We start from the raw sequence: 26673 nt of genomic DNA on the forward strand, positions 1-26673 counted from the left end.
GGGATAGCGGCAGTTTGTACAGGCTTAACCTTAATGTTCGGGATAGCGGCTGTTTGTAGCGGCTTAACCTTAATGTTCGGGATTGCAGCTGTTTGTAAAGGCTTAACCTTAATGTTCGGGATAGCCGCGCTTTGTTCAGGCTTTACTTTAATATTTGGAATGCCCGCTAAAAGGCTAATATTCGATGAGGTTATATCTTGAGCAACTGGAACACTATTTTGTGATGCTGTAGCTGAAAAAGCTCCAATAAGTGCTACTGACGTGATTAATCCTTTAATTGTATTTTTCATGACTTACCTTCTCGTAGAGTATTAAATATAAAGTTATATTTTTGACTTGATGAGAAGGTAAATGCAGATGTTGTGCCAATGGTGTTTTTTTGTTGTTGTTTAGTTTCCTTGAGCGCTGATTGGTGAGAGATATTGCTTGTTTGCATCTAGGCGCAATAACTTAGTAAATTCATTTTCCGTCACAGCCTTGCTGAATATAAACCCTTGTATTTCCTCGCAATTAAGTGCTTTAAGGATGTTTAATTGTGAGGTTTCTTCAACGCCTTCTCCGACAACAGAAAGTCCCATGTTATGGGCGATAGTAATTATAGAGTCGACCATCTTTAGATCGCGATCAGACTTGTCTATGTCATCGACAAATGCTTTGTCTATCTTCAAGGTATGAATAGGGAACTGTTTTAAATAAGAGAGTGAAGAGTAGCCTGTACCAAAGTCATCGAGTGCTAAACTTACACCCATTTTTGAAAGCTGTTGCATTACCTTGATGGCTTTCTCAGGCTCTCTAATCACGGTTCCCTCGGTAATTTCTAGCTCTAAATTCGCGGCAGGTAATTGAGTGAGTCGTAAAATTGACTCTATTCGCTGTTGTAGATCGGGTAGTGCAAACTGTTTTGACGATAAATTGACAGCAACACGTCCATTGAATAAGCCTTGGCTACGCCATTTTTGCGCTGCAAAGCAGGCTTTTTTCAATACATGATCACCAATTTCGACTATGAGTCCGTTTTCTTCAGCAAGTGGAATGAACTTATTTGGTGCAATAAGCCCATGCTCTGGATGGTTAAGTCGGACTAATGCTTCCATACCCGCCATCTGGCCAGTTTTAAGATCGATTTTTGGTTGATAGTAAACTTCGAAAAGGTCGTCTTTTAAACCTTCTCGAATAAGGTTTTCGACTTCAAGCTGTCTAATCGCGTTTTTGTTTAAAGATTCTGAGTAAAACTGATAACGATTACCGCCTGCTGATTTTGCATGATACATAGCAATATCGGCTTTACGCAGCAGCGCTTGTTCATTTTGATCGTCTTCGGGATAAAGCACAATACCGATACTGACGCCAACAACGACCTTTTCAGGGCTTAATTCAAAGGGAGTCTCAAATGCATGAATAACTGTTTTTGCGATTACAGCGCTTGTGCCTATGTCTGGGTTCTTATCTATAAGAATTGCAAATTCATCACCACCTAAGCGATAAATACTAGTATGACTAGGTATAGCTGCCTGAATTCGGTTAGCAACTTGGACTAATAAGTCATCACCAATTTGATGACCTAGCGAGTCATTTATCTTCTTAAAATTATCTAAATCCAACACCATAAGGGTATGGTGTGAGTCTCTTTTTACTAAGTTACCTAAGGTTACCATTAGGTTTGAACGGTTAGGCAAGTTAGTGAGTAAGTCATTGTTGGTGAGTTTTCTAAGCTCCTCTTCCTGCTGTTTTCTGCGACTGATATCAGAAAATACTCCAACATAATGAGAAAGTTCTCCTTGCTCGTCATAGATAGCATCAATTGAGAGCTCCATCAGAAAACTTGTGCCATTGCCTTTTAACACTTCGACTTCGTTATTCCAACGTCCTTGTTGTTTAAGAATTGCTCGGATCTGCTCTGAATAACTATCCGGATATAAATCAAAGTTGAAAAGGGTACCTGTGAACTCTTGCTTACTAAGCATGATCTGATCACAACAAGCTTCATTGACTTCAACAAACTTGAACTCACTATCAAGAATAAACATCCCCTCAGAAATGTTTTGGATAGCTCGTTCAAATAGTTTTAACTGCTCTTCTGTTTGCTTGAAATTGGTAATATTTTTAATGGTACCTGTCATACGGAGTGCGTTATCGTGTTCATCGCGCTCTACAATTTTTGCTCGATCTAAGATCCATATCCAGCCTTCATGTTTGCCCTTTACCCGGTAAGCAGCTTCAAAATGGTCGGTTTCACCGTAAAAATGTTTATTTAATGCCTCTCTGACACGTTCTTGATCCATCGGATGAATATTGCTTTCACCGTTGTCGTTACCTGAGCGTTGGCCATCTTGAGGGAATTCTAGTGCACCCCAGATATTGGAGCGATAAATTTGACCAGTTTCAATGTCCCAGTCCCACATTTCGTCACCACTGCCCCATAGCGAAAGCTTTAAGCGTTCCTCACTTTTAGCTATCTGCTTTTGGACTTCTCTGCGTCGAAGAATGGCTTTTATGATTAATATAGAAATCAGTAAAGCGCAAAGAAAGTATACTGACTTTGCTGAGTTTGATAGCCACCATGGAGGGGTAACTTCTATCTGCAGTGTTTTGGTTTCACCTTGTTTTCCGGTTATAGGGTCAAGAGCATAGATAACAAAATGATACTCACCGGGAGATAGGTTAGTGTAAGTTGCAGAGTTTGTACCTTTTGAGTGAATTAATGAATCTGAAAGCCCCTGCATTTGATAGACATAATCAATATTATTAAAAACACTTCCTGGGCTATTGAAGTAGATAGTAAAAGGGTAGTCGGAATATTTTAGTTTAATGCTGCTAGTTTGAGATAACTGGCTGCTCAATATACCTTGGTCAACCTTTTCAGAAATATTGAATATTTTTAGGTCACTTAAAACAACTTTTGGAGGAGTACTATTAGATAAATATTTCGTTAACTCTTTTATCGGTATAATGCTTATATTACCGTAGCCACCAACATAGGTTTTATCATTGTTGCTTAATATGGCGTGAACGTTGTATTCTTGTTGTGTACCAAAATCTGTGTTTAATGTATAGATGCTATTTTCATCTTTAAATATTAGTTCATTAACTGATGATGCGACAATATTGTGTGAGTTTTTAGATATAGAGAATATAGGTTTGTTGTTGGTATATATTTCTGTTATTTCACCTGTGTAAATGTTGGCCGAATTTAGCCCTGTACCAGTGCCGAAATAAATTTGATCTTTTAATAATTCTAAACTTATAACAAGTTGCTCAGAATAAATAGTCGAAACTTCACCTCTAGACAGCTTGAAAAGCCCACCTTGAGTAGCGATGAATATATCATCTTTATAGCTTTTAATTTCAAAAATTGGATTTCCATTATCGATAACAATTGTATCTTTAACATGTGTAATGAGGTCGTAAATTATGAGTGAACCAAAGTTTGTGCCGATTAAAATCGATGACTGAGTTTTATGAGCTTTTATTATAAATGACGGTTCATCTGAAAGCTGTTGAATACTGTTATCTTTGGTGTTTATCGATATAACACCGGAAGAACTTGCTACATATATCTTTCCACCGATCTTTATTGCTGACTTAGCTCCTTGAGCACCTGAATCGTAGCGTGCTAACTGTTCGAAATTAGTATTGAAAACTTTAACGAACGGATCATCTGCTGCAATAATAAAATTGTCATCATGAGCTGCTATCGACCATATGTTTATCGGTTCTAGTTCTTTGGTTTTAATTATATTTTTATCTTTATCTACAATAATAAAGCCGTTGTTTTGATTTATTATTAGAGCCTTGTTTTTACTTGTTATTAGTTGTGGTGAGTTAAGGCTATTGCCAATTAGATTTACTACTCCAACTAATTTGGGTTTAGATATATCTGACAAGTCAAAAAGTTCATTTTTTGATAGTGCAAATAAACCGTATTTATTAGAGTTTGAGCTTTGGTATACGTTATCATTGACGAGTTTTAGTTCGTTTATTTCAGTTTTAAAAACTCCGTCTTCCGTAAAAAAGTAAACTTCATTATTAAATTTCGTTATGGAGTTGGAGTGTTCTAGTAGCGGTGCAGACATATTTGATAAGGAAAAGACTTTCCCAGAATAACTTCTTATTAAAATGTCATTATTTTGCTCTATTATTTGTTTTATTGCTCCGAACTGTCCTGAGATAGTTTCTTTGTGCATTAATTGTTGTAGAGGGGAAGAGTTACGCTCTGTGACAATTGTTATTTCGTTTTCAGAGCCTAAGTAGATTTTATTGTTAGATTGAGTGATACTCCAGATTGCACTATCAATTTTTACGCCTAGCTCCTTGGCTGAGATTATTCTGTCTTTCATTTTATCATATACAGCGAGGCCCTTATCGGTTCCGATATACAGCGTGCCACTATCACTTATAAACAAACTACGGATAAAGGCACTTGGGAGTTGGTGATCGACAGATGGAAAATAATGCTTAAAATTTTTGCCATCAAAGCGATTAAGGCCGTTTACCGTACCAACCCAAATGTAACCATCACGGTCTTCAACAATTGAGGTTACATTACTCTGAGATAATCCGTCGGGTACACCTAACTCAGTCGCTTTGAGTGTAAGAGCGACTGTTGGCGTTGAGAAGCTGATCAGTAATAAGAGAATTGTATTTAAAATAATTTTAGGCATATGTTTTTGTTTGATTATTCGCCAATTTAATGAACAAATTATTTGTTGAATACACTTTTTCAGAAAGTGACGCCATTGTCAAAGAAATGGGGGTGAATTGTAGTCTGTAAACGCTAAGTCTTTAATCTTGTGGTTAATAAAAGTGCTATAGATGGTTTAGTTTGTAGGTAATCTACTATGTTATATCGGCTATGATTGGCGTAATTGACTGTATTGTGTGATTTGTTTTTTGTGTTAATTAACTCAAAATATCAGAGGTTGACTATGACGTCATGATGAAGACGTAGCCAACCTTTGATTTTTTAGTACTCAAACTGTGCGGATTCTTGCTTAAATGCTCTTAAGTCAGTAATCATTTTGTCAGACTCTAATGGCACTTGTTCATGATGTGAGTCGCCGGTACTGAATAAAACGAGGCGGTCGCAGTGTTTAGTACGCATTCTTTGCATGATGAACTTAATCAGGTCTGCACGAGTCAGTTGTTTAATCTGCTCTGCAACTAGTTCACGTTGATTAAAGTTATAGTCTTTATTACCTATGCTAGACCAATAGCGTTGACTGCGTACTTTAAGACTTGAATCTTTGATGAGTAACTGATTAACCAAACCATTTTTAGTTGCCTCCCATTGCTCATTGGTGATTTGTAACACTGCATAAGTAAAATCTGCGATGAATTCATCAATTGCTTCAAGCAATAGTTGTGGGCCACAGGTAGGTGACTGTATATAGAAAATGACACCTGGGTAGCGGTTAAGCGGCAAATAACCGGTACCAACCATATACCCTAGTTGTCGTTTCGTTCTAAGTTCATGAAAGAAAGTCGATGACATGGTGTGATTTAACAAACTAAACAATGCCATGTTCTCAGGAGTTGCGGTATCAGATTGATAATAGACGATGATACTGCTATCTGGATGGGATACGGAGATCTCTCTAAGTAGAGTACCTTTACTAGACAGGTTAATTAACTCCCTTGATGACTCTCGGCTAGGGGTTGTTACTAGAGATAAAATACGCTCTAAACGTTCGCCTAATACGTGGGTTTCACTTTCCAACCAGTCACCAAATACTAAACCTTCAAGATGGATTTTTTCATAGAAGCTTTTGACATGCGCGTGCAGATCATCAAGTGTTATCTCCTCCAGTATTTCAGCCATTCTACTGGGTTCAAAACTACGTTTTTGTAAAGTAACGGTGAGGCTAGTAAATAATTGTGAAATAGGCTTTGCTTGAGAGTGGTTGTACCAAGCGCGCAATATTTGTCGTTTAATTAGGTCAAAACGGCTTTGAGTAAAATTTCTTTCACGGGCTTTTTCGATAACTAACTCAAGTAAGGTTTCCTGTTTACCTGTAAAGCCAGTGAGATGCAGGGTGATCCCACCTTGGTGAGGATAAATGTTATAACTTAGCCCGGCCACTTCTGCTTGATAAGTATACTCGGTTAAATAGTCGAGTAGCATTTCAACGTACAGTCTTGTTAATGCCGCCTGTCTTGGTGTGGCTGCCGCTTGAGCTGAATCTAGGGATAAATATAAGTGTCCTTTAGGCACGTTAAATTCATCATCCTTGCGATGCCAGATCCGGTAACCAGGCTTTTGCGCAACAACAGTTGGAACGAGGTAATTGCTTTTATCAGGGCGAGCGATACATTCATCAATAATAAATGGATTTTTATTGGGTAAATATAACTGCTCACGGACGGTAGGGTTAGCCCATATCGATAAGCGTTGCTGTGAAATGGCCTGTACTTGGTATGGCGTATGATACCAAGCCGCTTTTTGGTTGGCATCTAGCTCTGGTGCTATCAATTGTAAACGCATATTGGCTGGCGTCATTAATGCCAATAGCGCTTTTGTTTCGGCAAGATTTAATCCGTCCATACGATAGTCGCCAAATATGACATCTTCAATATCATAGTGATGCATATTGATACTTAAATGGCTGGCAAGATCGAGTGCATTGACCTGCTCTTGATATTGGAATGCAATTTTAAGTAAAGCGGCACGCTCATCATAACGCCAAGCTTGCAGCCCTTGGCATTTGACTAAGTTGATATACTCAAATGTGGCGCTGATTACTTCATCTAAATTAGCGAGGCCACGGTCGGTAAGCTGAATGCTAATATTATAATCTTTAAAGTTATAGCCATTGACGCCCCCGCCTGCAGAAAGGTTATTGGCAAGCCCTGATTCTTTTAAATATGACAGTAAACTGCCTTTGCCTTCATAACCTAACAGGTGGCTGATAAAAGTGAGTGGCTTATGTTTATAGAAGCGCTCAAGCTCCGGCAATGCAAAGGTAATTGCAACTCGTTTTTGCTCTTTCAGAGGAATAATATTGATTTGCTTTTGTAATTGCTCTGGCAAATATATGGCAACATCTGCGTAGCTGTCAGTGCGCTGCTGGTTACGAATTTGACTAAAGTATTGCTCAGCTAACGAGGCCAATTGATCTAAGCTTTGTGGGGCGACCAAGCATAAAGTCATAATATTAGCACTGTATTTTTGTTGATAAAAATGCAGTAACTCTTGGCGAAGTTCGGACTCCTCACCACTCAGGGTTTTTAGGTTACCCACTGAAAACTTTGAAAATGGATGAGCTGGATTGACCGTTTCTTTTTGTACCTGATAAACACGGCGCACATCGTCTTTTAGCTTCATGCTAAATTCGGATTCAATCGCGTGTCGCTCTCTGTCAACGAGATCTTTATTAAACAATGGCGCGATGAAAAATTGGCTGAATCTGTCAAGAGACGCTTCAAACTGTTCAGCATTAATGCTGTAGAAAAAGTTTGTATGCTCTGTGCCGGTCCATGCGTTATTGGTACCGCCATGTTGATTGATAAAAGCCGAATACTCGCCTGACTCTGGGTATTTTTCAGTGCCCAAAAATAACATATGTTCGAGAAAGTGTGCCATGCCAGGTCGTTCAACGGGATCGTCAAAATGGCCAACAGCAACAGCCATTGACGCGGCAGATTGAGTCGCGTGTTTGTCTGCAACCAGCAACACCGACAGACCATTTTTAAGGGTTAAATGGCGATATTGACGATGATCATTAGGGCTAGTTTTAATCTGCTTTATATCTGACAAGGCGTGGCTCCGATTTCGTAAGCAGCGAAAGGGCTATGTCGCTGCTCTATGCCAAGATTAAGGGGTAGCTTTGAATACTCATGAATATAAACACAATAAGCTAACCGATTGACTTAACTTGCCATTATTTCTGGCTATCTTCAAACACAACAGTGATAAAAGCATAAATAAAATGGCTTTTGATTAAAATTGCTACAACTTATTGCAGGTTGCAGGCTTTTAATAAGATCACATTTTAGTTGCTTGCTCGGTATTCGACTAATTATTAATTAAATAACGGTATGTTGCGGGTAGGATTCAGACTACAATTAACCTATAACAATAAATAATTGGGAGTAGCCAAGCAGTATGCAGCTATTTTTAATGCGTCATGGTGAAGCGGGTTACAACGCTCATTCAGATAGAGAGCGTCAATTGACAGATATTGGCCGGCATCACACCGCTTTGATGAGTAACTGGCTAGGCAAAACAACCACAGCGTTCGATTTAGTTTTGGTCAGTCCGTATTTACGGGCGCAACAAAGCTGGCAAGAGGTCAGTAAGCATTTTCCTGAGCCTAACAAATGGATTACCTTAGATGAATTGGTACCCTCTGGTGATCCTGAGCAGGTGGCGCATCTGGTTATCGCTTATGCAGAGCAATATCAGGCCCAAAGCGTGTTAGTGCTATCGCATATGCCATTACTAGGTTATCTGGTGAGTGAACTTGTGCCGGGTATTGAACCGCCACTTTTTGCTACATCTGGAGTTACATTGGTTGAGCGTGTGGCAGATAAAAACAACTTAATTTGGCAACATGCTCCTCATTCAATAAGTTGACATTATACCAATCAGTATAAACATTTAGTCGCTCAGCGAGAGTTTAGCGGTTTTGAGGCAAGGCAACGAATGAAGAGCATAGTTGAACTAGGTTCAAGTTCCCTCTTTGTTTATTAAGAGTCACAGCATCAGAATCGCTAAAACTCGCCATTCTGGAACGTTTTTGGCTGCCTACTTCTGCGTTGAATAACTTCACAAGGGAGCAACCATTCTTTCAGTTATTCGCCTTGAATTAGATTGCCAAAAATCGTTCTGAGCTGATCAAATTCTTATACTGATTGGTATTATTACTACATCGCTAGTGGTGATGAATAAAAAGTGAGTCAATCTATTTAGAGAGGCTCACTTTTTTATTGGCTGATTTTTAGTGCTAAAAAGAGTATTAACGACGATAAGGCTGATCGCCTATATCAATGAGTACCAGTAGCGCCGCATCGCCTCCCCATTCTTTGGTCGCTTGATGAAACGCCTTGACATGAGGGTGCTGTGCTAACCACATAGGAATATTCTGCTTTAATATTCCGGTGCCGTGGCCATGCATTACACAGCAACAGTGACTTTGCTGCTTTATACAGGCTTGGATTAGGGCTGCGAGCTCAAGTTTGGCTTCTGTTTGACGCATCCCGTGCATGTCTAATAAAAGATCAGGCACGTAATCTCCTCGTCTAAGACGCTTCACTTCATAACTATCAACGTCATCACGAGCCCATTTCATCGGGCCATCAACGGGTAGCAATGGCTGGTAGGTGTCAGAGAAGTAGCTATCAGCATGCAGTTGCTGTTCTTTCTCTTCTATGATTTTACGGCTTTTAGTTGCCGCGATAAAATGGCGTTTATTTTGATGTAAAGGGGTTATGCCTTTAGTCAATTCTGCAAAAAGGGCCAGATCATCATTTTCTTTGTTTTTATTCATAACTCTATTTTATTGAATCCGATGCCTTATGAATAGACTTCAGTTACAATGATTCAGAATTAAAAAGTTGGAGTGAATTTTGGATAAGATTTTTGTTGACGAAGCGGTTACAGAATTACGCACTATTGGCGATATGTTACGTTGGGGTGTCAGTCGTTTTAATGATGCAAATATTTATTATGGTCATGGTACAGATAATGCGTGGGATGAAGCCGTTGCATTAGTATTTCATGCCTTACACTTACCAGAAGAAATTGGTCAGCAGGTTATTCACTCTAATCTAACTATTAGTGAAAAGCATAAAATTGTTGAACTGATCATTCGCCGTGTAAGAGAGCGTTTACCTGTTCCATATCTGACAAATCAAGCACGCTTTGCCGGTTTAGAGTTTTATGTTGATGAACGTGTGTTAGTGCCGCGTTCACCAATCGCTGAACTTATTGCAAATCGTTTTAGCCCTTGGCTATACAATAAACCGGTTAATCGCGTTTTAGATTTATGTACGGGTAGTGCATGTATCGCTATTGCTTGTGCCTATGAATTTGAAGACGCAGAAGTTGATGCACTTGATATCAGTGTTGACGCACTTGAAGTTGCACAAATTAACATTGAAACACTTGAAGTGATGGATAGAGTGTTCCCAATGGAGTCTGATCTATTTTCAGCGATCCCAAAAGGGCCACATTACGACTTAATCGTATCAAACCCACCTTATGTAGATGCTGAAGATATTGGTGATATGCCAGATGAATACCACCATGAACCTGCTATTGGCTTAGCATCGGGGCGTGATGGTTTAGATTTGACTAAACGCATTTTAGCGAATGCTGCTGACTACTTAACTGAAGATGGTCTACTGGTAGTTGAAGTTGGCAACTCAATGGTACACTTAATTGAGCAGTTCCCAGATGTACCTTTCACGTGGGTTAACTTTGAACATGGCGGTGACGGTGTGTTTGTTTTAACTCGTGATCAGTTAGTTGAAAATGAATCACTTTTCGCCATCTACAAAGATAGTGAATAATAGTGTTTAGCCGCAGTAACCACTGCGGCTCATATCCATGAGCTTGAGGTTATTTGGATATATGCCAATCAGTACTCCTACATTAGATTGGTTTAGTTGAGGAATTTACCGACAAAACGCGGGTAAATGAAAAATAGAATAATGCGATAGAGGGCGATAAAGCGAATGTCGGGAAACAGTATTGGACAAAATTTCGTAGTAACAACATTCGGTGAAAGCCACGGCGTCGCAATTGGCTGTATTATTGATGGCTGTCCTCCAGGAGTTGAGCTGACAGAAGCGGATATGCAGCACGACCTAGATAGACGCCGTCCGGGAACATCTCGTTATACCACTGCTCGCCGTGAGCCTGACGAAGTGCGTATTCTTTCTGGTGTATTTGAAGGTCAAACAACTGGTACATCAATTGGCCTATTGATTGAAAATACCGATCAACGCAGTAAAGACTACTCAAATATTAAAGATCTGTTCCGTCCGGGACATGCCGATTACACCTACCAGCAAAAATACGGTCAGCGTGATTATCGTGGCGGCGGTCGCTCGTCTGCGCGCGAAACCGCTATGCGGGTTGCCGCAGGGGCTGTAGCTAAGAAATACCTAAAACAAGTTCACGGGGTAGAGATCCATGCTTATCTATCACAGCTTGGACCTATTTCGGCTGAAACCGTTGATTTTGACCAAATTGAGCAAAACGCCTTCTTCTTTCCTGATGCATCTAAACTCGATTCATTAGATGAGTATATGCGCGATCTTAAAAAGAGCGGTGACTCAATAGGTGCGAAAGTCTCTGTTGTGGCAACAGGCGTACCTGTAGGTCTTGGTGAGCCAGTATTTGACCGACTCGATGCAGATATTGCCCATGCTTTAATGGGAATTAATGCCGTTAAAGGTGTTGAAATTGGTGACGGCTTTGAAGTGGTAAACCAAAAAGGCTCTGAGCACCGTGATTTGATGTCACCAGAAGGCTTTGCCTCCAATCATGCTGGAGGCATTTTAGGTGGTATTTCATCTGGTCAACCTATTATTGCCCATATTGCGATGAAGCCTACTTCAAGCATAAGTGTGCCGGGTGAAAGTATGACAGCTCAAGGTGAAACCGCAGAAGTGGTGACTAAAGGGCGTCATGATCCTTGTGTTGGTATTCGGGCTGTACCCATTGCGGAAGCGATGTTAGCCATTGTATTGATGGATCACTTATTACGTCATCGTGCGCAAAACTTGGATGTCAACAGCAGTACCCCTGTTATCGGAATGCGTTAATGTTTCAACCTAAAAGCACAGAGCAGCAGCTTCGCTGGCTCTGTGCATGCTATTTTTTCTTCTTTTCTATTTTAGGCATCATGGTGCCTTATCTCGGTGTTTTTTTTGATAGTCGCGGCTTTGATGCGCAACAGATAGGCTTGTTAATGGCTATTCTAATGGGGACGCGCATCATAGCGCCAAACCTTTGGGCCATTGTTGCCGACAAAACCGGCATGCGTTCTGAGCTGGTAAAAATAGGCGCTGGCGCGGCGGCACTCACTTATCTCACCTTCTTTTATGACGGCGGTATAATCTATTTAGCTGTTAGCCTCGCGGTTTATACCTTCTTTTGGAATGCTATTCTTGCTCAACTTGAAGTGATTACCCTTGAAACACTTGGTGACGATGCCAACCGTTATGGCGCTATTCGCAGTTGGGGCAGTGTGGGCTATATCGTACTGGTGGTCAGCGGTGGTTTTGCAATTGCTCACTTCGGGCCGCAAATTTTGCCCTATATTGGTATGACATTGTTTATTGGCATGCTGATAAGCGCCTTACCTTTGCCATCAAACCGGGCTGTGGTTGATAACACGGTTAAGCGTAAGCCGTTAGTGTTTGATAGAGCGTTGATCTGGTTTTTAATCTCAGCCATGTTGCTGCAAATGAGTGCCGGGCCATTTTACGGTTTCTTTGTACTGTATCTTAAACAAGCGGGATACACGGAATCGGCTGCGGGTATTTTTGTTGCGCTTGGTGTAGTGGCTGAAATTTTCATGTTTATGTATGCGCCAAAGTTACTCGGTCGCTTTGGTGTACAACTGTTGCTGATAGTGAGTATCGGCTTAACTGCCGTTCGCTGGTTATTGTTGGCATATGGCGTCGAAAACATTGTTTATCTAAGTATTAGTCAAATACTACATGCATTTACCTTCGGCTTAACTCATGCGGCATCAATTCAGTTTGTGCATAAGCATTTTGATCTTAACCGACGTAGTCAAGGCCAAGCGCTATACGCCAGTTTAAGTTTTGGTGTCGGTGGTGCTCTCGGTACCTGGCTTTGCGGCATAATCTGGGGGGATGGAAGTGGTGCGGTAACGACTTGGATATTTGCTGCAGGATGTGCATTTTTATCTATGCTTGCGGTGTTTTTGATCCCAAAAGAGGCAACGCCTGAGCAGATTGAAACTGCAAAGTAGCTTAATCAAATAATAACGATAAAATGTCAAACATGGAGTATTGATGGTGAGTAAATTTCGACTGGGGTTAATCATTAACCCGCTTGCAGGTCTTGGTGGTAGTGTAGCTCTTAAAGGCAGCGATGGCGTAGCATCTGAGGCTATCGCCAAAGGAGCTGTCCCAAAATCACATCTGAGAATGCAACAGGCGCTAGCGGTTATCGAAGCGTATAAGAGTCGTATAGAGATCATTACTGCATCAGGCGACATGGGAGAAACTCTAGCCAAATCTATGGGCTTTAGTACGCGTGTCGTTTATCAAACACCTGAAACCACTGCAGCACAAGATACACAAAAGGTGGTGAGTGAGCTGCTGAATGAAACGTTAGATTTGTTATTGTTTGCAGGTGGGGATGGAACCGCACGCGATGTGTATGCCGTTGCAGATGACAAATTGCCTGTTTTAGGCGTACCAGCGGGAGTAAAGATCCATTCCGGCGTATACGGTATCACCCCGCATGCATCAGGTATGGTGGTCAAAATGCTACTCGATGGTGATCTCGTTAGCCTTATGAGTGCAGATGTTATGGATATTGATGAGGTAGCATTTAGGACTGGAGTGGTTCGTGCTCGCCGTTTTGGTGAAATGCAAGTGCCAGCAGAACCAAGATATGTTCAGGCGGTAAAAATGGGCGGTAAAGAGAGTGATGAGCTGGTTCTTGCCGATATTGCCGCTGAAGCCATTGAGCAGATGGAAGATCATTTGTGCATTATGGGCTCAGGTAGCACAGTTGCTGCGGTAATGAGCGAGTTAGGGCTTGATAACACCCTATTGGGGGTCGATCTGATCCAAGATGAAACTCTACTAGCAAGTGATTTATCAGCAACTGAATTACTCCAGCTCACAGAAGATAAATCATTGAAGCTGTTTATTACATTGATTGGTGGGCAAGGTCACATACTCGGAAGAGGTAATCAACAGCTAAGTCCCGAGCTTGTTAAGCGAGTAGGAAAGGACAACATCGTCATCTTAGCGACAAAAACAAAGTTAAAAGCACTTGATGGCAGGCCATTAATTGTGGATAGTGGCGACCCTGAATTGGATATTGAACTAGCAGGCTATTATAAAGTGGTCACAGGCTACCATGATTACGTCATGTATCAGGTGGCGAACCCCGATCTGTTATTAGGTTTGGAGTGATTTACACATCGTTAATGAGTCTTGTTAATTGGCCATGTACATTGACATTGCGATGACTGGCTAAAATTGAATTGAATATGTTGACCTGACGCCAGCAAATGTAGCGTCGCGTTGATAACTAAAAATGCGGAGCACTCGATGATAGAGAAGTACGAGCAAACACTACAAGATTGGATTGAGCACATCGTTGCTGAAGGCGGCGACGATGCACTATTTGCTAGTGGCTATTTACAAGGGCATTTTGCAGTGGTTTTGTCTCAGCTAGAGGTAGAAGCTGAGCAAGATCTAGCGGCACTTGAAGCCAAGATGACTGAGTGTTTAGCGCTAGCAAGAGAAGAGCTTGATGACGCTGACTACGCGCTTGTTAACAATGCTTGGGTGCAATTAAGTACTAAATTGGCTGCCTAATAGTCTGGCCGTAGAGGCTTGGCTTTTGCCGTTAGGGTAAGCATGCTTGTTCAGGTGTTTACCAGCTAGAGAGTGAATGAGTTTACCGTTTTATGAGTAAAAATAGTTTTGTTGCCATTGGCTTAGTTAACCCTAAAAGTCCAACTAATGTCGGTGGTATTATGCGTGCGGTAGGCTGTTATAGTGCAGATGCGGTGTATTTTACCGGTAAGCGTTATGAGTTAGCGGCCAGTAATCGCACCGCCCAATATAATACGGATACTAAACGGGCGAGCAGCTCAATTCCTTTAACTAAAGTTGACTCTTTAATTGAGGCTATTGAGCCAGATGTAAAAGTGGTGTGTGTCGATCTAGTTGAAGGTGCTATCCCACTGCCGGAATTTGAGCACCCAGAAAAAGCGATTTATATTTTTGGCCCGGAAGATGGCACCATTAGTCAGCAAGTTGTTAACAGTGCTGATGCGGTGGTTTATGTTCCAACCATAGGATGTATGAATCTAGCAGCATCAGTCAATGTGTTGTTATATGACCGTCTAGCAAAGTCAGCCTCCATTGCCAGTGACGAGCTTATTCGCTCAAGCCGTGATACTAATAATCGAGTGCGGGTAAAGCAGGGGTAAATCGAATACTCTGTTTACATTAAAGCCACTATAAATAGTGGCTTTTTTATTTGTTATTCATAAACTTGACTCTTGTTGTGTAACTGCCATAGTTAATCTTTTAGGAACAACTAATAATAGGGATTTCTATTAATGAACAATGCGATTACAGCTATGGCACTGCTATTAGGGTTAACTGTTGTAACGGCATGTACTAACAGCGAGCCTGCACGATTGCAGCAAGGTGTTGATGCTGAGACAACCAAAGATGGCTTAGTTAAAGTAGACCACTCAAAACTTGATTTGTCCTATGCAAGACCAAACGTTGATTGGCAAAAATACACTAAGTTATATTTTGCCCCGGTTCAGGTAACCAATGACCACCCTGCAGATTATAAACCACCTCGCATTGATCGAAGAGCCGAGGGATTAAATGCAACTTATGATCTGCCACCAGAAGCGTTAGAGAAAATGTCGGCACAATTTCAAACGACAGTAAAAGATGTATTTAACAGTGAGCAGCCATTTGAGCTTGTAGATAAAGCGGGAGCAAACACATTAGTTATAGAAGCTGCTGTAACCGATATTCGCTTAAGTGCGCCTATTGAGTCTAGTCGTCGCAGTTATAATTCTATGGGTCGCACTTATACCGAAAGCTCAGGCTCCATGATGTTACTGGCGGTAATAAAAGACGGTGAAACAGGTGAGGTGTTGGCAAAAGCTGCTGATAGAGGCCAAGGATTCCAGCAATGGCGTCAAAATACTCAGGTATTTAATTGGGGAGATGTCAAAACCGTTTATCGCCGATGGGTGAATGATTTTAAAAATGCACTAATGGAAGCTGGTGCTAAATAAAGATAAAGCGCCTTATCGGCGCTTTTACTTTGCTAACTGCACAATTAATACTAATTAGTTAGCTTCACTGGTATCCAGTGCTTTGCCTTTTAATAGTTTTCGTAACCACATTCTATTTGGGTTGAGTAGTGCCACAAAATCTGCACTGATAGGTAGGTTTTCACCACAGATCTGTGCGGCTAAGGCTTCTGCCGCCAATGGTCCAGAGCTTAAACCACGGGAGCCTAATCCACCTAATATATAAAGGTTTGGGTAAATTGGAGCTGGGTGTGATTGCCAAAACTTGCGACTTTCAGGTGTAAGTTGGTGATTTTGATAGAGTGACAGAATGCTATCTATATCTGGTGCAGGTCCCATCATTGGTGCGTGATCTCGAGTGACCATGCGTACACCAACTCGAGCGCTATGACCTGAAATATCAATATCCTCAACCCAATCTTGATCGACATAACTATGTTGGATCTTGTTAAGGTTCTCCACTTGCTCTGTTGGGCAATAATTTAGATGAGTCGCATTTTTGACATAACTGGCCCCCAAGCAATGCAGGGCATTATTGCTAGGAGTCATATAACCATGAGCACATAGTACAGTACTGAGTTTTGAAAGCTTAGCTCGACTTGGAGCATGGCTTACTTGACCTCTAAAGCCGGTAGCTTGTAGGTATTTTGTTTGCTCAAACTCAGTTAATGATTTGCCATTGGCAACAATTAACGCACTAAAAGGACCAAACTGTTGCTGTTGACTATTGAGATACCAGGCGCCGTCTAGGTAGTTGATATCAATAATTTGGGTGTTCAGTGTTAGCCTAACATCGCTAATGGCTTGCGCTTGTTTAAATGCTGCTTGTGTGAAGTCTTGGGGGGATACCCAACCACCTAATGGATAGAGAATTCCGCTATCGTTTATTTTTACTGAGGCTATTTCAGAAGCTTGTTCTGCGGTGATTTTCTTTGCGATTAGCGGCTGCCAATTATAGCTATCGATGATTTTAGCAACGCGCTTACGACTGCGCTCATCGTGGCCTGTATGTACCACACCACAAAGTTCATAATCAATTGAGTGGCCTTGTGAGGCTAATGTTTTGAGTCTTTGTAAGCTGAATAAATAAGCCTGTTGAAAATACTGGCTTAAGGTATTGTTATCCGGTGTGAGCAACGGGTAAATTGCACCTTGTCTATTGCCAGATGCAGCTTGAGCCAATGCGCTGTCTTCACAAAACAACTGAACTTTCTGGTTTCGTTCGGCCAGTGACAGCGCTAAGTTTGCACTGGCAACACCACCACCAATAATCGCGATAGGCAGGTCGTTATCAGTGGCTTTCTCATCACGACTGATAATAGGGTAAGGCGCTTGCTTTTGATGTTGTTGTGAACGTATTGCTGCGCGCTCTAAAAAGGCGATGTCATCGGCTTTAAGTGCATGTTCTTGATAAAGACCGACAAGCTTAGCCAAGGATATCAGGTCATGCTCGGTATCCGCTTTGTTGTTAGTTGCGATACCAGCAAGATTGTTTAACTCAATTTGCGCTGTATCTAAGCTGAGTTTGGCCATTTGCCAAAATACATCAAGTGTGAGTAATTCAGGCGCGAGGTTGTTAGCAATGAACCAATGTGCGATAAAGCCCGTGCTAACTAAGGGAATACGCTGTAATTGTTGTAGTAATGGACCGAAATGAAAATCTATCACTAAGCGCCCATTATTGAGTATTCTGCGTTGGCAGCCCTCAATAGCGAGCAATGGCAAAAAATGGCTTTCTTCGAAAACTTGTTCAAATAACTTATCTTCTATCGCCTTAGTGAGCTGCTGGTTGAGCGGACAAAATATTTTTAAGGTTACTCTAGCGTTTGTTTGGCTTAACGCCAGTGCTTTGGCATTCTCAAGTGAGCCTAATCCCAGTTGGGCTATTACAACTGAATCGCTGTTTTTTGTATCAATAATTTGCCGAACAATTTTACTTACTGTCATGGTTACGTCTTTAATGTTAAATTAAACGCTCACAAATATGCGTTACAATCGCTTTTACTTGCGAAAGTGTACCTTTTTTATTGGCAGACTTTGGCAAAGATTATACGTAAGGTCTCATAATAGACATTATTTTTGTGTTCCTTATGGAAAGCTGACCACTTATATGGATGAAAAGCGATACCATTGGCTCAGCAAAATTGGTACTAGATGTACAGAATGGAAAGTTAATAATGAAAAGAGTCGTGATCACCGGACTTGGCGTAGTTTCAAGTATCGGTAACAACAAGCAAGAAGTCACTGAATCATTAAAAGCGGGTCGTAGTGGTATTACCCATTCAGATCAGTTTGAAGAAATGAAGCTGCGTAGTCATGTTTGGGGCGACATTAAGATTGACCCATCAGAATATATTGACCGTAAAGCTTTGCGCTTTATGGGCAATGCAGCAGCGTATGCACATATCGCTATGCAAGAAGCGATTAAAGACGCTAATTTAACAGAAGAGCAGTATTCAGACCCTCGTGTCGGTATCATCGTTGGCACGGGCGGCGCATCTTCAGCAAATCAAGTGCAAGCTGCAGATACATTACGTGAAAAAGGCGTTAAGCGCGTTGGGCCATACATAGTGCCGCGTATTATGTCGAGCACAGCTAGCGCGTGTTTGGCAACACCATTTAAAATTAAAGGCATGAACTACTCAATCAGTTCAGCTTGTGCAACCAGTGCACACTGTATCGGCCACGCAGTTGAACTTATCCAAATGGGTAAGCAAGACATGGTTTTTGCTGGTGGTTCTGAAGAAGTCGATTGGACGCTAACCATGGGCTTTGATGCTATGGGGGCGCTATCGACTAAATATAATGACGAGCCAACTAAAGCATCTCGTACTTATGATGCAGATCGTGACGGTTTCGTTATCTCTGGTGGCGGCGGTATTCTAGTTGTAGAAGAGCTTGAACACGCACTCGCACGTGGCGCAAAAATTTACGCTGAAGTGGTTGGTTATGGCGCGTCGTCAGACGGTTATGACATGGTTGCACCATCAGGTGAAGGTGCTGTTCGTTGTATGCAGATGGCGCTTGCCGATGTTGATACACCAATCGATTACATCAACACTCATGGTACGTCTACGCCGGTGGGTGACATGCGTGAGCTTGAAGCGTTACGTGAAACCTTTGGTGAGAACCTACCAGCAATCGCGTCGACTAAGTCTTTGACTGGCCATGCATTAGGTGCAGCAGGTGCACATGAGGCAATTTACAGCTTAATCATGATGGAAAGCAATTTCATTGCACCAAGCATCAACATTGATAACCTAGATGAAAAAGCTGCAGGCATGCCAATTGTCACTGAAATGACTGAAAAAGAGCTAAACACAGTGATGAGTAACAGCTTTGGTTTCGGTGGTACAAACGCAACTTTGGTGATGCGTAAGTACAAATAAGCATTGCTAAGACAGTGATTATGTTGAAAGGGAGCGATTAGCTCCCTTTTTTATTCACTGATTGATATTACATTTTCTACTAATAATACCATGGCGAAATTGACTAAATGAATTTACAACTCATAATAGACGCTTCGATTCAAAACAGAAAATCCCATGACTAGTCAGCTTGACCCAATCAACCTATTTAAGGCGCTAACTGATAAAGTTCGCCTATCAATTATTTTACTGCTACATGCAGAAAAAGAACTTTGCGTGTGTGAGTTTAGTGAAGCCTTAGATGAAATTCAGCCTAAAATCTCGCGCAATCTCGCGTTATTGAAAACCGCCGGATTGGTGGTTAACCGTCGTCAAGGCCAGTGGATCTACTACTCAATTAATCAGCAACTACCTGAGTGGGCACAGCAGGTTTTAACAGACACATATTCGGGTAATCAAGCGTTTATTGAGCAGGCATTGGCCAAGCTTAATAAGATCGGCGAGCATGAAGCACGACCAAAGATCTTATGTAAGTCAAAGTAAAAACTCAGTTTTGTTTTCAGTTTATGTTGTATGGCTTATAGGTTTTAATTTCCTAGGTTAGGACTTCTACTCGTTTCTCTGAGAGTTGCGATTTCGAATTTTTTATTTTAATCCTTTGTTTCTATTGGATGATTGCTCTTGTTAGAATGCCCAACACTTAATTTCGCTGTTATTGGATCTATTAATGAAAATCCTTGCCGATGAAAATATGCCTTATGTACAACAGTTATTTGCCGATCTCGGTACGATTGAAACAGTAAACGGTAGGATGCTAACAGCTGAGCAAGTACAACATGCTGATGTGTTATTAGTTCGTTCTGTTACTCAAGTAAATGCGCAATTGTTAGCACTTAATAGCCAGCTGAAATTTGTGGGTAGCGCAACAATTGGTACCGATCATATCGATTTAGATTTTCTAGCAAGCCGTAATATTCCTTTTTCAAATGCTCCGGGTTGTAATGCAACAGCTGTGGGTGAGTTTGCCTTTATTGCCATGCTTGAGTTAGCCCAACGTTTTAATAGTCCCCTAAAAGGTAAAGTGGTGGGGATTGTGGGGGCTGGCAATACCGGTACCGCAGTGGCTAAATGCCTTGAAGCTTATGGAATTGAGGTGCTGTTATGTGATCCGCTATTGCAGCAAAGTGGCGACGGGCGTGAGTTTGTATCTATAGATGTATTAATTGCCAGAGCAGATATCGTTAGTTTACACGTGCCGATAACCAAACAGGGTGAACACAAAACTTGGTATTTGTTCGATGAACAACGTTTAAATAGTTTAAAGCAAAATACTTGGCTACTTAATTGCTGTCGTGGTGAAGTTATTGATAATCGCGCGCTAATAAAATTTAAACAACAGCGAGACGATGTCAAAGTTGTACTCGATGTATGGGAAGGGGAGCCTAACCCGATGGCTGAACTTGTACCTTATATTGAATTTTGTACGCCGCACATCGCTGGTTACTCGTTGGAGGGCAAAGCTCGCGGGACTTACATGCTTTATCAGCAATTAGCTAAAGTGTTAAATATTAAGGCTGACAAACAAATGGACAGCTTACTGCCGAGTTTGTGGAGTGAGCAGGTTTCAGTCGCTGAAATGCGCAATGAAAGAGCATTATTACAGCTGGCTAGATTTGTCTATGATTTACGCGATGATGACGAATTATTTAGAAAACAGTTCCTAAATCCTCAGGGGTTTGATCAGATGAGAAAAAATCACACACATCGCCGTGAATTTAGTGCATTAAAGGTAGGCAACACGGGGCAAACTGATGTAAATTGGTTGTCCAATTTAGGGTTTTCAGGAGTCGAGCTGTAATTATGTCGCAGGAATTTAATGTTGTCGTATTAGGTGCATCGGGCGCAGTGGGTCAAACAATGATTGAGATCCTAGAAGAGCGTAACTTTCCGGTTGCAAATTTATATCCATTAGCCAGCAGTCGCAGTGCCGGTGATACGGTCAGCTTCCACGGTAAACAGGTCGAAATTTTAGACGTAGACACCTTTGACTGGTCACAGGCTCAGATCGGTTTCTTCTCTGCTGGTGGCGATGTCTCTGCAAAGTGGGCACCAATTGCCGCTGAAAATGGTTGTGTTGTGATCGATAATACTTCGCACTTCAGATACGACATTGACGTACCTTTGGTGATCCCAGAAGTGAATCCAGAAGCGATTGCTGATTTTAGAAACCGTAATATCATCGCCAACCCAAACTGTTCAACGATTCAAATGTTGGTAGCGCTTAAGCCAATTTACGATACCTATGGTATTTCTCGTATTAACGTTGCAACTTATCAATCAGTGTCTGGTTCTGGTAAGCACGCCATTGAAGAACTAGCAGGCCAATGTGCGAAATTATTGCAAGGACTGCCGGTAGAGCCAAAAGCATATCCAAAACAAATCGCTTTTAACGTGTTACCGCAAATCGATAAGTTTATGGAAAACGGCTACACCAAAGAAGAGATGAAAATGGTGTGGGAAACGCAAAAGATTTTCGCTGATGACAGCATTGTGGTAAACCCAACTGCGGTTCGTGTCCCTGTGTTTTATGGTCATTCTGAAGCGATTCACCTAGAAACACTTCAACCTGTTGATGCTGAAGACGTTAAGTCTGTACTTCGTGGCGCAGCGGGGGTTGAACTTTTTGAGGAAAGTGAAGAATACCCAACCGCAGTAACTGAAGCTGCTGGCAGTGATCCAGTATATGTTGGCCGTATACGTAAAGATATTTCTCATGAAAATGGTATTAACCTTTGGGTGGTATCAGACAACATCCGTAAGGGTGCAGCACTTAATAGTGTACAGATTGCAGAAGTACTTATTCGAGACTATTACTAATACACTTGTACTAGATAAGAATTGAATGATTAAAAAGCCCGCATTATGCGGGCTTTTTATGTTTTAAAGATGTGAACAGTAGCAGGGCACAGCAATCTAGTTTATAGTAATCTCAATAAATACAATTGCCTAAAGCTCGTCACCAGGGTGGTGACACAAGCGTGCTTTAAAGGGAAGGATTGATGAACTTTCGCACTTCGTATCTTGTTGGCTTAATAGCTACAACAATAGTGGCTATTGCAGCCCCTTCGATTCATTCTGCGACGGCCGCTGAGCCATTAAAAATAACCGGACCAGATGGTCAAGTTAAGTCTCAAAATCAGCTTGGTACGCAAGTTAATCAGGGCGATCCTCAGGCAGTTCGCCAATATGGACCAACATCCTCGTCAGATACGTTTTGGAGTATCGCTCAAGCAGTAAAACCCGATAATAGTGTTACGGTTTATCAGGTTATGTCTGCATTGTTTGATGCTAACCCTCATGCTTTTTCTAGCAAGAATTACAATAGCTTAGAGCGCGGCATGATTTTGCTTGTGCCAAACAAGGCTGTAATGCTGCAAACTCCAGCCGCCGAAGCAAAAGCACGTGCTGAGCGTAATGATCAAAGCTGGTCATCGGCTGTGACTGTGGCTAAACCAAGTGTCGTGTCCAAACCATCACAGCCAAGCAATACAAGCCCGAAGCCTAAACCTAATCCGCTCATTGCTGAGTTATCTGAAGAAGTTAAAACGTTAACCGCGCAACTCGAGTCAATTCAAGCAAAAAATTTAGAGTTAACTGATGAGCTGGCAAGAGCCAGCGATGAGATCGTAGTAGGCTCTTCTGATACGGCTGCGTTTCAAGATGAAATTAGTCAGCTAAAGCAAGAAAATGCGCTGTTAAAGCAAGCGTTACAGGAAGCAAAAGCAGAAACTGAATCCTTAGAGCAAGAGCTAAAAGTAAGCCAACAGCAAGTTTCGGCAGCAAAAGAAGTAAGTCAGCCAACAAGTGATTTGTGGCGCACGATTATGGATAACCCGCTGTTATTAGTTTTGGCGGCGGTGCTACCCGCAATAATTGTAATTGGACTATTTTGGTTGTTCTTACGCCGCAAAAATCAATCCTCAGAAAATCAAACGTCAGCTGAGCAACCTGCGCTAGACCCAGAAGATAAACCGGACAGTAACGCTACTGAGAAAGTTGATGACGCTGAAGATATGGCTGTTCATCTTGATACGGATGGCGCAACCGATGATCTTCCATTGAAGGAGGTGACAACGGCTGCAGTTGTTGGCGCGGCAGCTGCTGCAACTTTAGCAGATGATCAAGACATTGTTGTTGAAGATAGCCAAGACGAAGGTCAGTCGCTTGATGACTTGTGGGCCGAAGCGATGGGTGAGCAAGATCAGGCTGACTCGCTAACTTCCCAGAAGACGGAGACTGGCGACTCAGAAGACTTAGATGCTTTATTTGCAGGCTTTGATGAAGTTGAACCTCAGAGCGAGCCGCAAACGGAAATACACGCTGAAGTTGAACAAATAGCAACTAATGTTGAAGCGGACAACACAGCAGACGATGACTTAGATGCACTGCTAGCGGGTTTTGACCAAGTTGAAGCAGAAGAAGTAGCGACCATCGCTGAAGCGGACAATACAGCAGACGATGACATCGATGCACTGCTGGCGGGTTTTGATCAAGTTGAAGCTGAACCAGTAACAACTAATGCTGAAGCGGACAACACAGCAGACGATGACATTGATGCACTGCTAGCGGGTTTTGATGAAGTTGAAGCAGAACAAGCAGCAACTAATGCTGAAGCGGACACTACTGCAGACGATGACATCGATGCACTGCTGGCGGGTTTTGATGAAGTTGAAGCAGAAGAAGTAGCAACTAATGCTGAAGCCAACAATACAGCGGACGATGACATTGATGCACTGCTGGCGGGTTTTGATCAAGTTGAAGCAGAAGAAGTAGCAATTAATGCTGAAGTGGACAACACTGCAGACGATGACATTGATGCACTGCTGGCGGGTTTTGATCAAGTTGAAGCAGAAGAAGTAGCAACTAATGCTGAAGCGGACAGCACTGCAGACGATGACATCGATGCACTGCTGGCGGGTTTTGACCAAGTTGAAGCTGAACAAGAAGCAACTAATTATGACGCGATGGCTGCGCCGGATGATGAGCTAGAAGCGCTATTAGCGTCATTGGATAATGATAAGAGTGAAGATGATGCTGAAAAAGATATCGACACATTATCTGACGAAATGGCTGAAGAATTGGCGCTGGGCGTTGAAATCGCTGCCGAGCTAGAAGATGAAGACAATGCTCAGGAAGATAAGCTAGATAGCGAATTAGACAGTGAAATCGATGCGTTGCTTGCTGAGTTTGACATGCCAACTGAAGCCGAAGCGCATGAAGAAACTGAGCTTGAGCAGCAAGCCGATGATAAAAATCCTCTCGATCCTGAGTCGTCTTTAGTTGAAGAGAACTTAGTTGATGAGAACTTGGTTGATGAGAACTTGGCTGATGTACTTGAGTTTAGTCATCAAGATTTCAGTGAAAATAAGCCTCAAAATGATGGTTTAGTCGACTTGGATATTGAGTCGAGTGACGTTGAGCCGGTTATCGCTAGCGATGAAGACGAAAGCATTGTAATCGATACTGATGAACATGAAGTCGCAGCTGAGTTTAAGCAACAACCTGAAACCATTAGTACAGCAGACGACGAGCAAGATTTTCTTACTCGAGAGTTACAGAATGCAGCTGCTGAGCAAGCGCAATTAGATAGCGCTCAACAAGCAGAACTCGATGCGTTTTTATCTCCGCAAGGTAGCGTCGAGGCAGATAGTGAAGCAACAGTTGCAGATAAAGACTCAGGCTTTTTTGATGATCTAAAAAGTGATAAGACGTTGACTGATAATTCGCTTGATTGGGAGTCTATCTCCGATTCGAACGATTTAAGCGACGAAGAAGTTCTAAATAGATTAGCAGCAACAGCGCAAGCAGAAGATAACGCGCTAGATTTATCAGATGATGCCTTTACGCTCGATAGTGACAGTAAAATGACTGTTGATGAGGCATTGGCTGCTTTAGACGCAGAAGAGTATGTTGAGCATAAACAAACAGATGTTGCTAGTGAACAACAAGATTTAAGTAACTTTGAGCGTGACAACGGTTTTATCGATATCGATATGCTGCTCAGTGAAGCTGATGAAGATAATGGCGAGGTTGATCTATATAAGCAGTTTGATGTTGATATGGGGGAACTCAATTCATTAATGGGCAACTCGTCTATGGTTGACGTTGATGATGAAGAGAACTCGGTCAATGCCAAACTCGACTTAGCCCGAGCCTATATCGAGATTGATGATAACGATAGTGCACGAGCTTTGCTTCAAGAGGTTGAGCTTGACGGTAATGAGCGTCAACAAGCTGAAGCAATCGGTTTACTTAAAGACTTAGTGTAAGCTCTACAAACTAAAAATGGCGCCTTTGGCGCCTTTTTTATACTCATCGTTTGTCTTGAGTGTGCTAGAATCGCGGCCAATTAATTGATTTAGCCTGTTTGATTGCGTTGCAAGTGTCGCAATTAAATAGCAGTTTAACCGAGTGATAGAGGTGTGTAATGCGGGTTGTGCTAGGTATAGAGTACGATGGTAGTCAATATTTCGGATGGCAACGTCAAGCCGAAGTTGACACTGTACAGGCTCGATTAGAAAAGGCGTTGTCAATTGTTGCCAACGAGCCTATCGCCGTGCAATGCGCAGGGCGCACCGACGCAGGCGTCTCAGCCACGGGCCAAGTGGTTCATTTTGAAACTAACGCTGTCCGTAAAGATACTGCCTGGACCTTAGGCGTTAACGTTCACCTTCCAGATAATATTGCGGTACGCTGGGTTAAAATTGTTGATGATGAGTTTCATGCTCGCTTTACCGCTACCGCAAGACGTTACCGTTACATGATTTACAACCACCAGTTGCGCCCTGGCATTTTGCGCGGCGGGGTTAGTCATTATCCCGGTGATATTGATGAAACTAAAATGCATCAAGCAGCGCAATACTTATTAGGTGAGCAAGACTTTACCAGTTTTAGAGCTGTTCATTGCCAATCAAATACGCCATTTCGTTGTGTACACGAAGTCAATGTAACCCGCCAAGGCATGTATATTTGTGTAGATATTAAGGCTAATGCATTTTTGCATCATATGGTGCGTAATATTGTTGGCTCCTTGCTTGAGGTCGGTTATGGCAATCAGCCTGTGGAGTGGATAGAACAGCTACTGGCATTGAAGGATAGAAATCAAGCTGCAGCTACGGCAAAGCCTAATGGTCTTTATCTGGTTGATGTTACTTATCCAGAGCATTACCAATTACCTAAGTTGGCTCTTGGGCCGCTATTTATGTTGGATTGATCCCGTTTGGTTTGAGTGTATTTGC

Annotated in this window: 18 protein-coding genes and 1 pseudogene; 14 read left to right on the top strand and 5 right to left on the bottom strand. The window is 41.9% G+C overall.

Going from position 1 to position 26673, the window contains the following annotated elements; genetic code table 11:
• The 3 genes and pseudogenes from L884_RS23190 to L884_RS0115540 all read right to left on the bottom strand — a co-directional run.
• Positions 1–290: pseudogene (locus tag L884_RS23190) on the bottom strand (hypothetical protein); the annotation flags it as partial.
• A gap of 99 nt (positions 291–389) precedes the next feature.
• Entirely contained in the window at positions 390–4661 is a 4272-nt protein-coding gene (locus L884_RS0115535) for an EAL domain-containing protein (protein WP_028768354.1), read from the bottom strand.
• A gap of 302 nt (positions 4662–4963) precedes the next feature.
• Entirely contained in the window at positions 4964–7753 is a 2790-nt protein-coding gene (locus L884_RS0115540) for an insulinase family protein (RefSeq protein WP_028768355.1), read from the bottom strand.
• A gap of 348 nt (positions 7754–8101) precedes the next feature.
• On the opposite strand from L884_RS0115540, the gene sixA reads away from it, so the two are divergent.
• A complete protein-coding gene (gene sixA / locus L884_RS0115545; protein ID WP_028768356.1) occupies positions 8102–8572 on the top strand; it encodes a phosphohistidine phosphatase SixA in 471 nt (156 codons plus the stop codon).
• 382 nt (positions 8573–8954) lie between these two features.
• Here sixA and smrB read toward each other — a convergent pair whose 3' ends face one another.
• On the bottom strand, positions 8955–9485 hold the full coding sequence (smrB, locus tag L884_RS0115550) for an endonuclease SmrB (protein WP_028768357.1): 531 nt from the start codon (positions 9483–9485) through the stop codon (positions 8955–8957).
• A 79-nt stretch (positions 9486–9564) separates the two neighbouring features.
• Here smrB and prmB point away from each other — a divergent pair, with 79 nt between their 5' ends.
• The 7 genes from prmB to L884_RS0115585 all read left to right on the top strand — a co-directional run bounded on the left by prmB (position 9565) and on the right by L884_RS0115585 (position 15989).
• Positions 9565–10509 carry a 50S ribosomal protein L3 N(5)-glutamine methyltransferase gene (gene prmB / locus L884_RS0115555; protein ID WP_028768358.1) on the top strand — a complete coding sequence of 315 codons (945 nt, stop codon included), beginning with the start codon at positions 9565–9567 and terminating at the stop codon, positions 10507–10509.
• Positions 10510–10674: 165 nt separating this feature from the next.
• Positions 10675–11769, top strand: a complete 1095-nt coding sequence (aroC, locus tag L884_RS0115560; protein ID WP_028768359.1) for a chorismate synthase — start codon at positions 10675–10677, stop codon at positions 11767–11769.
• Positions 11769–12947, top strand: a complete 1179-nt coding sequence (locus tag L884_RS0115565) for an MFS transporter (RefSeq protein ID WP_028768360.1) — start codon at positions 11769–11771, stop codon at positions 12945–12947. Before aroC ends, L884_RS0115565 begins: the two co-directional genes overlap by 1 nt.
• 46 nt (positions 12948–12993) lie before the next feature.
• Complete coding sequence (locus tag L884_RS0115570) at positions 12994–14127, top strand: ATP-NAD kinase family protein (protein ID WP_028768361.1); 1134 nt, start codon at positions 12994–12996, stop codon at positions 14125–14127.
• Positions 14128–14265: 138 nt separating this feature from the next.
• Complete coding sequence (locus L884_RS0115575; protein WP_028768362.1) at positions 14266–14535, top strand: YfcL family protein; 270 nt, start codon at positions 14266–14268, stop codon at positions 14533–14535.
• Between the two features lie 92 nt (positions 14536–14627).
• Positions 14628–15155 (top strand): RNA methyltransferase, encoded by a 528-nt coding sequence (locus tag L884_RS0115580; RefSeq protein ID WP_028768363.1) that lies wholly within the window; start codon positions 14628–14630, stop codon positions 15153–15155.
• 132 nt (positions 15156–15287) lie between these two features.
• Positions 15288–15989, top strand: coding sequence for a DUF3313 family protein (locus tag L884_RS0115585; RefSeq protein WP_028768364.1), 702 nt, complete (start codon positions 15288–15290; stop codon positions 15987–15989).
• A 54-nt stretch (positions 15990–16043) separates the two neighbouring features.
• Here L884_RS0115585 and mnmC1 read toward each other — a convergent pair whose 3' ends face one another.
• Positions 16044–17954 (bottom strand): FAD-dependent 5-carboxymethylaminomethyl-2-thiouridine(34) oxidoreductase MnmC1, encoded by a 1911-nt coding sequence (gene mnmC1, locus L884_RS0115590; RefSeq protein WP_028768365.1) that lies wholly within the window; start codon positions 17952–17954, stop codon positions 16044–16046.
• 230 nt (positions 17955–18184) lie between these two features.
• On the opposite strand from mnmC1, the gene fabB reads away from it, so the two are divergent.
• The 6 genes from fabB to truA all read left to right on the top strand — a co-directional run bounded on the left by fabB (position 18185) and on the right by truA (position 26648).
• On the top strand, positions 18185–19396 hold the full coding sequence (gene fabB, locus L884_RS0115595; RefSeq protein WP_028768366.1) for a beta-ketoacyl-ACP synthase I: 1212 nt from the start codon (positions 18185–18187) through the stop codon (positions 19394–19396).
• A gap of 156 nt (positions 19397–19552) precedes the next feature.
• Positions 19553–19918: a metalloregulator ArsR/SmtB family transcription factor gene (locus tag L884_RS0115600; protein ID WP_028768367.1), complete on the top strand. Its 366-nt coding sequence runs from the start codon at positions 19553–19555 to the stop codon at positions 19916–19918.
• 184 nt (positions 19919–20102) lie between these two features.
• A complete protein-coding gene (locus tag L884_RS0115605) occupies positions 20103–21233 on the top strand; it encodes a 4-phosphoerythronate dehydrogenase (RefSeq protein WP_028768368.1) in 1131 nt (376 codons plus the stop codon).
• Positions 21234–21235: 2 nt separating this feature from the next.
• Entirely contained in the window at positions 21236–22252 is a 1017-nt protein-coding gene (locus tag L884_RS0115610; RefSeq protein ID WP_028768369.1) for an aspartate-semialdehyde dehydrogenase, read from the top strand.
• 182 nt (positions 22253–22434) lie between these two features.
• Positions 22435–25704, top strand: coding sequence for a FimV/HubP family polar landmark protein (locus tag L884_RS0115615; protein WP_028768370.1), 3270 nt, complete (start codon positions 22435–22437; stop codon positions 25702–25704).
• Positions 25705–25862: 158 nt separating this feature from the next.
• The gene (truA, locus tag L884_RS0115620) at positions 25863–26648 is read left to right on the top strand and encodes a tRNA pseudouridine(38-40) synthase TruA (RefSeq protein ID WP_028768371.1); all 786 of its coding nucleotides are present in this window, start codon (positions 25863–25865) and stop codon (positions 26646–26648) included.
• Positions 26649–26673 lie beyond the last annotated feature (25 nt).

The sequence above is a fragment of the Shewanella fidelis ATCC BAA-318 genome (assembly GCF_000518605.1).
Taxonomy (GTDB): domain Bacteria; phylum Pseudomonadota; class Gammaproteobacteria; order Enterobacterales; family Shewanellaceae; genus Shewanella; species Shewanella fidelis.